The sequence below is a fragment of the Dietzia timorensis genome, from assembly GCF_001659785.1.
Classification (GTDB): Bacteria; Actinomycetota; Actinomycetes; order Mycobacteriales; family Mycobacteriaceae; genus Dietzia; species Dietzia timorensis.
This window is the reverse complement of the sequence record NZ_CP015961.1, coordinates 1,227,371-1,240,502: the sequence shown is the minus strand read 5'-3', so window position 1 is coordinate 1,240,502 and position 13,132 is coordinate 1,227,371. Positions and strand designations below refer to the sequence as shown.

5 protein-coding genes are annotated in these 13,132 nt (G+C 68.1%); 2 read left to right on the top strand and 3 right to left on the bottom strand.

What is annotated here, in order from left to right:
- Nucleotides 1-2: 2 nt before the first annotated feature.
- The 3 genes from BJL86_RS05675 to BJL86_RS05665 are packed head-to-tail and all read right to left on the bottom strand — an operon-like array spanning nt 3 to nt 10,446.
- A complete protein-coding gene (locus BJL86_RS05675; RefSeq protein ID WP_075844870.1) occupies nt 3-527 on the bottom strand; it encodes an SRPBCC family protein in 525 nt (174 codons plus the stop codon).
- Nucleotides 528-581: 54 nt separating this feature from the next.
- Nucleotides 582-1,025, bottom strand: a complete 444-nt coding sequence (gene acpS, locus BJL86_RS05670; RefSeq protein ID WP_067477107.1) for a holo-ACP synthase AcpS — start codon at nt 1,023-1,025, stop codon at nt 582-584.
- Between the two features lie 7 nt (nt 1,026-1,032).
- Complete coding sequence (locus tag BJL86_RS05665) at nt 1,033-10,446, bottom strand: type I polyketide synthase (protein ID WP_075845155.1); 9,414 nt, start codon at nt 10,444-10,446, stop codon at nt 1,033-1,035.
- Between the two features lie 358 nt (nt 10,447-10,804).
- Here BJL86_RS05665 and BJL86_RS05660 point away from each other — a divergent pair, with 358 nt between their 5' ends.
- Nucleotides 10,805-11,608, top strand: a complete 804-nt coding sequence (locus BJL86_RS05660) for a fructosamine kinase family protein (protein ID WP_067470657.1) — start codon at nt 10,805-10,807, stop codon at nt 11,606-11,608.
- Nucleotides 11,609-11,832: 224 nt separating this feature from the next.
- Complete coding sequence (gene mdo, locus BJL86_RS05655) at nt 11,833-13,125, top strand: NDMA-dependent methanol dehydrogenase (protein ID WP_067470659.1); 1,293 nt, start codon at nt 11,833-11,835, stop codon at nt 13,123-13,125.
- Nucleotides 13,126-13,132: the final 7 nt, after the last annotated feature.

The window sequence follows — 13,132 nt, the reverse complement described above, 5'->3', positions numbered from 1 at the left end:
TCCTATTCGATCTGGCCGCTCGACCCGATCGTTGCGACCACGTCGTCGATGGTGCCGTACGTCAGCGGCCTGGCGGTCTCGCCGTCAAGGTAGGCGCGAAGGCCGACGTCGAGGTGGTAGTTCCACGCGCGCGAACACATGTCGTAGCACTCGAGTGAGGGTGTCAGCCCCCGGTGCTCAAAAGTCACGGCCGTCCCGTTCCCAGCCGAGGTGAACGTGAATTCCACAACCGTGCCTACCCATTCGTCGGCCTCGTGCTCCTTCCCGCTTGCGAGAACGGTCCACGCACACCTTCTGCCGGGAGCGTATTCCGTTACCTCGAAGGCGTTGAAGTGCTGGCCGGGCACGTTCCACTCGAAACGATCTCCGAGAGCGTTGGAGGAACCGTGGATCATCTCGCCCCACCACAGGACGGGACGAGTTGCGACACGGAATACCTCGCCGATCGGCGCCGCAACGTCGAACGAGGTGACGTAGGACATCGTCGATGGGGTGGTCGAGCCTTCGGGATTTTCGTGTGTGGTCATGGGTAGATGATGTGCAGAGGCCCGCGGGAAGGGTTGTCCGTTCGTGCTCACCTCTCAACTGAGTACGCAGAACGCCGTCGCCGTGTCGCCCTCGTGGCTCAAGGAGAGGTTGATCTGCACCTCGCCGAGGCTCGCGCGGACCGCCTCGGCGATCCGTCCGCCGAGGCGAATCGCCGGTCTCCCCCACGCATCGGAGACGACGGAGATCTCCGGCCACCGCACGTCCTCGGGCGCGATCGGAGGTGATTGGCCGTAAAGAGCTTCCGACCAGGCCTTGATGAATGCTTCTTTCGCCGCCCAGCGTGCGCCGAGGTGCTGGGCGTCGTCGCCGCGTGCGCCGCGCCGCTCGGCGGCGTCACGTGCCTGCCTACGTTCGGTGGCAGAGAATACGTTCGCGAAGCGGGTGCCCGGTTCGGCTATAGACGCGGCGAAGGCGCCGAGGTCGACTACGTCAACCCCGACGCCCTTAACGCCAACACGCCCTTCCCGCGTGTTCACCAGGTCCTCACTCCTGGCCTACCGAGTGGCGACCTATGAGGCCACCCGATGCAGACAACACCCCGTCTGCATCAGCTCGGGAGTCTGGTGAAAGCAGCATGGCCGCTTCCAAGTCCTTGATTTCCGCGGCACTGCCCTCGCCGAGGCGGCGAGCGACCGGGCGCTCGTAGAGCGGAGCCCCGCCGTAGATTCCGCGCACCCGCGTCCACGCGCCCTCGCGCTCGCGCACGGCGGCGCGCTCTCGGGCGGCCTCGGCCGTCTCGCTGCCGCGCTGCACCTCGACCGCCCGGTAGTACGCCTCCGGGTGAGCGATGGCGATCAGTCCGGACACGTGCCCGAATCCGAGCGAGGTGAGCAGCGCGCCGCGCAGCGGCATCGACTCGCCGAGCCGCAGCGGCTGCCGCGGCCACACGAGATGCTCGGCGCCGGACATCGCGTCGTCGAGGCAGTCGAGTGAGCGGTTCGGGGGAAGCACGCCAGAGCGAAGCACCTGGCACAGCCCGATGAGCTGGAACGCGGCGGCGCCGCCCTTCGAATGCCCGGTCAGGGTCTTCTGCGAGACGACGAACAGCGGATTCCCCGCCGTTCGCCCGAGCGCCTCGGCGAGGCGCTCGTGCAGATCGGCTTCGTTGGGATCGTTGGCCTTGGTCGACGTGTCGTGCTTCGACACGAAGGCGAGGTCGTCCGCCGTCATACCGAGCTTTGCCAGGTTCCGTGCGAGCTGCGACCGCGAGCCGCCTCGGCCCGCGCCGAGCGCGCCGAGGCCCGGCGCCGGGATCGAGGTGTGCGCACCGTCCGCGTAGGAGGCGGCCCACGCGATGACACCGTGCACGGGTAGGCCGAGCTCGGCCGCGACATCGCCGCGGGCGAGCAGTATCGTGCCGCCGCCCTGGGATTCGACGAAGCCTCCGCGGCGCCGATCGCCGGCACGAGAGTAGTAGCGCTCGTCGATGCCCTTCGAGGCCATCTCCGCCGAATCCGCGGTCGCCGACATGTCGGCGAAGCCCTGGATTCCCTCGATCGACAGGTCGTCGAAGCCGCCGGCGACGACGAACTCCGCCTTGCCGCCGCGGATCTTGTCGAACCCCTCCTCGACGCTCACCGCGGCCGTGGCGCACGCCGCGACCGGGTGGACCATCGATCCGTATCCGCCGACGTAGGACTGCATGACATGCGCGGCCACGACGTTCGGCAGCGCCTCCTGCAGGATGTCGCCCTGGCGGGGACGCCCGAGGATCCCGTCGATGTAGAGACTGCGCATCGCGGACATGCCACCCATGCCGGTACCTTGCGTGTTCGCCACGTCCGCCGGGTGCACGTTCGCCAGCAACTCCGCCGGGGTGAAGCCCGAGGACAAGAACGCGTCCACGGTGGCCACGAGATTCCATGCGGCCACGCGGTCGATGGAGTCGACCATCTCGGCCGGTATCCCCCACGCAGCGGGGTCGAAACCGGTGGGGATCTGCCCGCCGACGACTCGCGTAAGCGTCGTGCGGCGAGGCACGCGGATCTCGGTGCCGGCCTTGCGCGTCACCGTCCACTCGCCTGCTTCGGCGTCGAACTCTACGGCTGTATTGTCCGGGTCGGCCTCGGCGTAGGCGCGTGCCTCGGCTTCGTCGGAGGCGACGAAGGACAGGTCCTCATCGAGGAACACCGAGGACAGCGCCGGCGAGGTACCCGAGAGCATTTCGCCGTCATCTGCGTAGCGGCGGATTCCGACGCGCGCCATGACCTCCTCGCGGAGCTGCTCCGCAATGTCGGACTCGGCGATCGGCTCAGAAGTTTCGGTGAGCATCCAGCCCGGCTTCGGTCCGTCCTCCCACTCGATGATTCCGGTCGACCAGGCCAGTTCGACGATCCCCGCGGCGGAAAGTTCGCCGGACACCTCGGCCTCGAAACGGGTGCGCGCCGAGCCGTACGGCCCGAGCTCGCCGGTGCCGACGACGACCACCATGTCCTCGAGGTCCGCCTCGACCGTGCCCCAGTCGGGGCGCGCATCGGGCAGAACCCGCGGCAGGTTGGGCAGGGCGGACAGCGTGCCCGCGGAGTCCGCGGAGTCCTCGGCCGCGGTTGGCGCGGTGCGTCCCTCGGCAAGGGCCGCCATATCGATATTCGCCTCCCCGAGTCCGCCGGTGAGGTCGAGTCGAAGCGGGGCGACCGCGGCCTGCTCGCGTGCGGCCGGCGTGCAGCCGGCCAGCAACTCGGCCGCCATCTCCTCGGTCGACCACGTGCGCACGCCGGCGGCCTCGACCTCGGCGACGAGCGGGTCGTTGTGTCCCATCAGACCGGTGCCGCGCACCCAGCCGATAAAGGCGTGCGCGAACGAGACCCGCGAAGACCACGCCTTCTCCGAACCCCACTTGGCGACGAGCGCGTCGAGCGCGGCCTTCGCCTCGCCGTAGGCGCCGTCCCCACCGAACAGCCCGCGGTTAGGCGAGCCCGGCAGCACGACGTGCATCGTGGCGTCGGTGTTCGTGTCGGCGCCGAGCTCTCCCAACCCGGTGACGAGCCGCTCCACGCCCCACAACAGCACGCGCATCTCGGTTTCGGCGCGCGGTCCGGCGTCGGCGGCGCTGCCCTGCACGCGCGGCGCGGCGAACGGGAGCAGCAGGGTCGGGGTAAGAGCCGGCTTGATCAGCTCGGTCGCGCCGCCCATCGTCACCGACTGCTCCTCGCCGATCCACCGGATCAGCGCGTCGACGTCGCCGAAAGAGGCGAGGTTCGCCGGCGCCACCCACAGTGCCGCTGCGCCGCGGGCGTGGTCCCGATACAGGTCCTTGTAGAACGCGAGTCGCTTATCGGACAGGTTGGAGGTGGTCGCCACCACGGTGGCGCCTCCTGCAAGCAAGTCGCCGATGACGGCGGAGGCGATCGATCCCGGCCCTGCTCCGGTGACCACGGCCACCTGGTCGGCGTACTTCCCGGCAGACGCATCTGCGGCGTATCCGGCGATCTCCTCGTACGCGCCAGCCAGGTCTTCGCGGCCTGCGGCCGCTGCCTGGTCGGACCACCACGTGGACTGGGAGGCCACGATGGTGCCGGCCCCTACGAAGGAGTCCGGGCACACGGCGAGTTCCCCGGCCCAGATGCGGGCGAGGTCCTCGCGGGCGGTCGCCCAGCGGTCGTCGAGGAGCACCGCACGGCGGGCATCGAATGCGGGTGCAATGGTACGGCGCCAGTCGCTGCCGAGTTCGGCGGTGACTAGCTCGGCGAGCTCCGCGTCAGCGTCCGCGGCCGAGCCCTCACCACCCGAGAGCAGGTCGACGGTCTGTGTATCGAGGTGTCCGAGCTTCGCGAGAAGCGTCCGTGCCGCGGCGACAAGCGCGCCGTCGCGTCCGGTGATCTGTTCGGTGAACTCGCCGAGCGCGGCAGCATCGATCGTCGCTGCGCCGCCGGTCTCGCTGGCCGGCATGGTGACGGATACACCGTTCTCGCTGCCGACCGCCGTCACGGCCGAATCGATGAGCGAATCGAGGCCAGCGGCGTCCGAGGCGGACGCGGCATCGAACAGGGCGAGGTCGCCGCCGCGGGTGGAGGCGCCTTCGCGGGTGCCGAGCGCGATCTGCGCGATGACGTGATCGGTCCAGCCCTCGCCGAGCTGCCACGTGTTCTTCACACGATCGGCGATGTAGCTCTGGCGCTTGCCGGAGCGTCCGAGCACGGGGCGCAGAGAGTCGCCGATCGCATCGGTGAGTACGGGACCGAAGGCCCGGTATGCACGCGCCATCCGCCCTACAGTGCTGGTCAGATCGGTGAACTCTGCTTCGGCTGCGCCATCGATCGCACCGAGGCCGAGCTCGGAGCCGAGGTCGACGAGGAGCTGGTTGCGTCGCGACGAGACGCCGTCGCACAGCGTCTCGATCGAGTCCGAACCGGTGATCTGGTCCGGGCGGATCTTGGTGCGCAGCGCGACGATGAGCTTCGTCGCCGCACCCGCGTCGAATGCGATGTCGTCGGGACGCGGCGCGTCTGCCGCCGCCTGCGGAGCTGCGGGCGTGGTCGTCGCGGGAGGAGCTTCGCTCGGCGCGGCGTCCGCCGCCGACTCCGCGTCGCCGGCGCCCTCTACTTCCGTATCACCGTCGTCTTCGTCGTCGATGCTCGGCGGCAGAGTGCCCCACAGCGTCGCGGCGTCCCGCTCGATGTTGAGCACCTGCGTGAGCGCCGAACCCTCGTGCTGCGGGAGCGCGAGCGTCTTCGCCGCGAGGTTCGCCAGCGTCGGTGCGGACGCGACACCCACCTCGAGGCACTGCTCGATGCCTAGCCCGCCGTTATCGGCAGCGTCGAACATCAGGTCCTGGGTCTCGATCCACCGGACGGGGCTCGCGAACTGCCAGGCCAGCAGCTCGATGAGCAGGAGCCGGCCGAGCGCGTTCGGCTGCGCGGCCCAGTCGTCCCAGCTGTCGAGAACGTTGTCGAGGGTTGCGGACTCGACGTAGTCGGCGATCTCCGCGACGAAATCTCGGTCCAGCGAGAACAGGCGCGGAACGAGGTTCGGAATGTAACGACCGACGAGTACATCGATGTCGATCTCGTGCGGGATCAGCGAGTCGAGAGTTGCTCGGAACTCGGGCACGCCGTCACGAAGGACCTGCGAGTGGAATGGCACATCGATGCCCGGAACCAGCACGAAGGCAGCCTTCCCGCCGTGCCGCTCTACGGCAGTAGTGACGGCGGACTCCAGAGCCTCACAGCCGGCCACGGTTCCGGCGATCGCGTACTGGGATCCGGCGAGGTTGTAGTTGACGATCTGGAGGAACTCCCCCGCCTCCTCGGAAACGCGGGCCACCCAGTCGGCGACGTCCGCGTCGGCGACGCCCATCTGCGAAGGACGGATTGCCGCGAGGCGGTAATTCGAGTTGCCCTCGGCGTCGCGAGGGACGAGCGTATGCATCGCAAGACCGCGCTTGAAGACGATTTCCAATAGCGATTCGAGGCTGAGGGTCCCGGAGATCGCGGCGAGCGCGGTGTATTCGCCGACGGAGTGCCCTGCGAAGTAGGAGCCATCGATAAACAGCCCGTCCTCGCGGAGCTCGGCGACCTGTGCGACAGCGAGGCACGCCATGGCGACCTGAGTGAACTGCGTCAGGTAGAGCACCCCGTCGGGGTGGCGATAAGTGGTGCCTCGAACAGTCACTTCGGTGGGGTTGTCGCGGACGACCGCGAGGATCGAAAAGCCCAGCGTGGCGCGCGTGTGCTCGTCTGCGCGGTCCCAGATTTCGCGTGCCGCACGGCTGCGGTTGCGGCCCTCCATGCCCATGCCTGCGGACTGGATGCCCTGCCCCGGGAACACGTAGGCGATGCGCGGCGGCGCGGTGATCGCGGTCGCCATCATCGCCGGCGAACCGTCGACGTTGCAGGTCACCTCGAGAACCTGACCGCCGAGATGCGGACCGCTCGCGACGCGTCCGGTCTGCTCGGCGCGGACGTTGATGGTCGCGCCCGGACGCACCGGCGCCAGCATGCGTGCAGTCCAGCCGACGATACGCGGAGACGGTGTCGTGCCATCGCTCGCCTGCACCGCCTGCTGCGCGGCCGCAGACAACCACATGCCATGCACGATGACGTCGCCCAGCCCTGCCAACTTGGCGGCCGTGGTCGAGACGTGGATCGGGTTGTGGTCGCCGGAGACGTGCGCGAACGCGGTCATCTCCAGAGGGGCCGTGAAGGTGACGTTGGCACGACGCTGGCGCGTTGTTTCCTCGACCTTCGCGCCCGTGGTGCCGTCGCCCGAGACGAGTGCCCCGCCGAAGCGATTGGGCTCTCCGGCCTCGGCCTGTCCGGTGCGGCCGCGGATCGCGAAGCGCTCGCGCAGCGTGGCCAGGCGGTCCCCGTCGTGTGCTGTCGCGATATCGACGGTGACCTCGATGACGCGGCCGAGCTCGGTGTCTCGCACGCCGCGCGCCTTGGCGTTGATGCGCAGCTCTGCGGACGTCTCCGGCAACGCGGCGTGGGTGACGATGCCGTGATCGAGGTGGACGAGGTCGAGGAGGCCCTCGACGATGTCGATGGCGCGGTCGGCCTGCGTCGGCGACTGTGCGCGGGTGGAGGCCGCTCCGATGACGGCGAAGATCGCGGGCCAGCAGGAACCGACGAGCACGTCGGGAACGCCCGCCGACGGCGCGAGCGGCGGTGCGATCCACGAACCGGTAACCCCTGTGTGGTCCGCGCGTCGGTTCGGCGAATACCAGGTGATGAGCTCGGCCTCGCCTGCTTCGACAGGCGGGAGCTCATCGACGCCGGCGGCGGTGCGCAGCAGCGTGCGCATGGACTGCGCCGCGGCGTCGGCGGAGATCGACGGCACCGCGCCGGAAGCGACGGCGGCCGGCAGTTCTATGGTGATCGAGAGGTCCGAGCGGCCGACGGGAACGGTGAGTACGACCTCGCGATCCCCCGGTCCTTCGCTGAGGATGGATCCGCTCTCGTGGTGGTGGGCGGCTCCGCCGTCATCCAGAAGCCACCTCGAAGGCTCGCCGAGACGGTGTACCGGGTTCGAGACGAGGCGCCCCGCCCAGAGCACGTCCGGGCTGGCGAGAGTCGCGGTAACGAGCGTGTCGGGGCCATCGGCGGTGTTGCGGCGACGGGCGGTGACCGGGTCGATGTCGGGCTGAGTGCCCGACAGGCGCTGCGCGGCAGCGGCCTCGAAGCGGTCGAGGAGTTCGCCGACGGGCTCGTCGGCTCGCTCGATACCCGCGACGGACACAGTGCCCGGGATGATGCACACCTCGTCGGCGGCATAGCGCGGGTCGTGGGCCTGCCACAGCGAGTCCGAGCGCCACCAGCGGCGCACGTCTGCGTCGATTGTGGGCACGAACGGGACGGGCTTGCCCGGGGCACGGAAGATCGCGAGGAACTCGGCGACGTCCGCAGGATGCAGCGTGGAGGAGACCGCGTCCGGGTAGCGGGCGGTGATCGCCGCGAGGACGGCGTCCGGGTTCTCGACGCTCGCCGGAGTCGGGAACTGCGTGGGGATGGTTCCGGTGTCGCGGGGGTCGAGGCGGGCCTCGGTGCGCTGGACGAGCTTGTGAAAGCGGTCGCGGAGGGTGACGTCGAGCCATGAGGTGTTCTGCGCCTTGGCGATGGCCTCGCCGAAGTCGCTGCCGGAGTCGAAAACGTTGACGCCGGCGGCCTGCTCGGCCTCGGCCGGAGTGCCGGCGCACACCGCGGCGAAGCGCGTGAGGACGTCGGCGTAGGTCATCTCGTCGAGGTCGCCGAAGTACGGCTTAGCAGTGGAATTGATCGCGGAGATGATCTCCTCGCGGCGCTTGGCGACGGCGTCGGCGTCGCCGGCGACCTCGTCGAGGAGACGCCCGGTGCGGGCGGCGGCGTTGTCTATCTCGTGGATGTCCGCGCCGAGCTGGCTGCGGCCCGAGGCCATTCCGCCCGAGGCCTGGCCTGCGCCGACCCAGCCGGTGACGCCCTCGGTGTCGACGAGCATCTGCTTGACCTGGGGGCTCGTGGTCGCCTCGAGGGTGGCCATCGCGGCGGTGCCGACGAGGACCGCGTCCACGGGCATCGCGGGGAAACCGTGGTCGAGCGACCACTGCCCGGTGAGATAGTCGGCCGCGCGTTCAGGCGTGCCGATCCCGCCGCCGACGGCGAGGACGATGTTCGGCCGGCCGCGGAGCTCGCCGTAGGTGGCGAGGAGGAGGTCGTCGAGGGCCTCCCACGAGTGGTGCCCGCCGGCGCAGCCGCCCTCGACCTGCACGATGATCGGGACGCGCGGCGTTTCTGTGGCTATGCGGACGACCTGCCGGATCTGTGCGACGGTGCCTGGTTTGAAGGACACGTGTCGGATGCCGGCCTCGCGGAGCTCGTCGACGAGCTCGACCGCATCATCAAGGTCGGGAATGCCGGCGGTGACGACGACGCCGTCGAACGGGATGCCGGCGGCGCGCGCCTTCTGCACGAGGCGCTTGCCGCCGACCTGCATGTTCCACAGGTAGGGATCGAGGAAGAGGGAGTTGAACTGGGCCGTGCGGCCCGGCTCGAGCAGCTCGGCCAGGCGCTTGGTGTTCGCGGAGAAAATGGCCTCGGTGACCTGCCCACCGCCGGCGAGCTCCGCCCAGTGGCCCGCGTTCGCCGCGGCGGCGACGATGGCCGGATCGACGGTCGTAGGAGTCATGCCTGCCAGCATGATGGGCGAGGTTCCGGTGAGACGGGTGAACGAGGTCTCTACGTGAGTAGTGCCATCAGGAAGACGGATCAGGCGCGGCTGGTGAGCGCTCCAGGGCAGCTCGACCGTCGGCGCGGCGCCCGGAGTGAAGAGGTTGCGTAGCCCGCCTGGGGTCGCCGCAGGCAGTGAGCCGACACCCTGACCGCGGAGCACGGTGAAGTTGAGCTTGTTGAGCGCCTGCCCCGGCCCCAGATCCAGCACCCAGCGGGCGCCCGCATGGACGGCGTCGCCGAGTTCCTCGACCCAGTCCACGGGGTCGGTGAGAATGGCGCGGGCGAGCGTCGTCGCACGGTCGACGCCGATGCCGCAGCGGCCGGCCCATTCGGAGACCTGGTCGACGGCGCCTGCGAGCACCGGGTGGTGGAAACCGACCTCGACATCGAGGTGATCGAAAACCGGCGCGAACGGGTCTCCGCCGGTGAGCTTCGCCTCGCGGCGGCCCCGCTCGGCACTTTCGCGCTCGGCGCAGTGCCGCTCGAAGCGGTCGAGGTCCTCGGTACGCCCGACGATCACGTGGCGGCGGATCGAGTTCCGGATGGTGAGCACGGGACGGTGGATCTCGGTATCGCGATCGGGGAAGAGCTCGGTGAGCATCTGCTCGAGCTCGGCCTTCTCCGCACCCGTGATGGTGCGCATCGGCGAGCGCTCTCCCGCTCGCGTGAGACCGACCCGGCGACCGACGAGCGTCGCGGCAGCTCCGATGAGCTGGGCAACGGCAAGCAGCTCGGCATCGGCACTGCCGAAGGTGTCGAGCGACTCGACAGCGAGGACACCCTGGGAGTGTCCGACCGCGGCGACCGGCGGGATCTCGTGGACTTCGAGACCTTCGGCAGCCAGTGCGCGGAGCGCACCAAGCTGGGTGAGGAACACTGCCGGCATAGACACCGCCGCCGCGCTCAGAGCCGAGGCGTCGGGAGTCCTGTCATGCTCGGGGTCCTCGTGATTCACGTTCGCCCAACCGATCGGGTCGAATCCCGCGGGGCGCGCGATCGACAGCGCATCGCGCACCGGCGTGAGCAGTACTTCCGCCTCGCCGACGATCGCCGCGAGCTCATCGGCAACGACCGAGCCGTCAACGAGGTCGCTCAGCGCCTCGCGCCAAGCGATTCCCTGCCCTCCGAAGGCCACGGCGTAGGGCGTCCCGCTCCCGAGCTCGTCCGCCAGCGCGGGGGTCGGCTCGGATAGGTTTTCGGGTTCGTCCCCGTCGAACCGGGAAGTGGCCTTGAGGTCGCGGTAATCGATAGTCACGAAAGCGGGCTCCTTGTTCTTGCGCCATTTGCGGGAATCACGCCCCGCGCCGAGGCGCTTGCGAACGTGGTTCTTGTGATCCGCGAGCCATCGTGCCATAGAAACGTGAGGGGTTCCTCATTATTTATTGGACGAACGTCCACAAGCTTGATTCGCGACGTGGCATTTTTACACCTGCACCCAAAGTGTCATACCTGAGGTTTTACTCAACTTTGCAGCTAGATCAACGGAGTCTGTTAAAGTTGTTTGTTACCTTATTGTTATCCACTGATTCGTCACACCGCGTGTCGAACCCACGCGCCGACACGACCGCATCGAGCCAAGCCTCAGTCCGCCCCACCCGGATAACCTGGTTTCCATGCGCGAGTTCTCCAAGACCGACAGCACGGCACCCGAAGGCTTTTTCGAAGCGGAGGCGGCAGGGCTTCGCTGGCTCGCCGAACCGAAGGCGATCCCCGTCGTCGAGGTCCGCGATGTCGACGCCGACGGACTCATACTCGAATACCTCCCCTCGGGGCGCCCTTCCACGGACGACGCCCGTCAGTTCGGGCGTGGCCTCGCAGCGCTCCACGACGCGGGCGCCCCCGCATTCGGCTTCTCGCCTTCGGCGAAGTCGTGGTTCGGCCCGCTCCACCGACCGAGCGAGGTGCCCACGACGCCCCGCGAGGAGTTCGGTGAATTCTGGTCCGCAGACCGACTCGGTCCGATGCTCGAACGCGCCGAGGCGAACATGACCGACGCACAGGTCGGCGTCGTTTCCGACGCGATCGACGTCATCGCGACCGGGGCGTTCGACGGGATCGCCGGGTGTGACCGCGAGAAGCCCTCGCGGGTCCACGGAGACCTCTGGTCGGGCAACGTCCTGTGGGCCACGAGTGATGGGAGCGCGGTGGGAACCCTTATCGACCCCTCTGCGCATGGCGGACATCGACTCGAGGACCTCGCGATGCTTTCGCTCTTCAGCGCTCCGCACCTCGGCGTCATATATGAGGGGTACTGCGAGGCACACCCACTGCCGGAAGGCTGGAAAAAAGACATACCCGCGCACGTACTGTTCGGACTTTTGGCGCACGTGTACCTGTTCGGCGGCAGTTACACACAGCCCGCCGAGAGCGCAGCGCTGCAGACGATCGAGCGGGCCAGGGAGCTCGGCGCCCTCTAGCCAAACGTGCGTGCTCGCTGAAACCTCGCCGAGTGGACACGCCTGCACCCTCACCAAGTGGACAGGTACCCACTGACCAAGGGTCGACACCTCCCTATCCCTCGGTTCAGTTTTGGGGAATTGCCCTTCTCACCGCCGTCACCCGGTGCCACATTGAGACCTGCATCACAATCGCGGCGGCACCGGATCGCTGGTTCCGCCTCTTTAGACCGACGGAGGTCACCATGCAGGTCGATCAGTTGCTCAAGCCGTTCCCGATCAAGGAATTCCACCCGTTCCCCCGCGCTCTCATGGGTCCGGGATCGGTGGAGATCGTCGGACCCGAAGCGCTCAAACTCGGGTTCAAGAAAGTCCTTCTCATGACCTCTGGCCTTCGCGGCACCGAGATCGTGTCCAACCTCAAGGCCTCGCTCGAATACCACGGGCTCGAGGTCGTGCTGTACGACAAGGTCGAGTCCAATCCCAAGGACTACAACGCGATGGACGGCGCAAAGCTCTTCATGGAAAACGACTGTGATTCGTTCATCTCGGTCGGCGGCGGCTCGTCTCACGACGCGTGTAAGGGCGCCCGCATCGCCGTCGCACACGACGGTCGCAACATCAACGAATTCGAGGGCTTCAACAAGTCCGAGAACCAAAAGAACCCGCCGCACATCGCTATCTCGACCACCGCCGGCACGGGCTCGGAGACCTCGTGGGCCTACGTCATTACGGACACGACCACCGATCCGTCCAAGCCGCACAAGTACGTGGCCTTCGATGACGCCGCCGTGGCGACGCTCGCGATCGACGATCCGACTCTCTACTTCGACTGCCCCACCCGCTTTACCGCGCAGTGCGGCTTCGACGTCCTCGCTCACGGCTCCGAGCCCTATGTCTCGCGACTGAACTTCGAGCCGTCCCTCGGTAATGCACTACGCTCGATCGAGCTCGTGGGCCAGAACCTGCGCAAGGCGACGTGGAACGGCGAGGATCTCGCCTCCCGCGAGGGCATGATGTATGCCCAATACATCGCCGCGCAGGCGTTCAACTCCGGTGGCCTCGGGATCATCCACTCGATCTCGCACGCAACCAGCGCGTTCTTCGACACCCACCACGGCCTCAACAACGCTATCGCCTTGCCGCGCGTGTGGGCGTTCAACCTCTCCACCGAATACGAGCGCTTCGCCAAGATCGCCGAGGCACTCGGCGTCGACACCTCGGGTATGACGACGCCGCGTGCCGCAGATGCGGCGGTCGAGGCCGCCATCCGACTGCTGCGCGACTGCGCCATTCCGGAGAAGATGACCGACATCACGGCCGATACCCACGAGAAGAATCGGCTCGGCCAGGGACCGACGGCGTTCTACGAGGGCCAGAAGAAGGTGCTCGGCGACGACCAGACGATCGACGACATCACCAACCACGTCCTCGGCGATGCCTGCACGGACGCCAACCCTCGCGAGTGCACGTTCGACTCGGTTCGCCCAGTGGTCGACCACTGCTACAACGGCGATCTCGACGACCTGATCAGCTGATCGATTG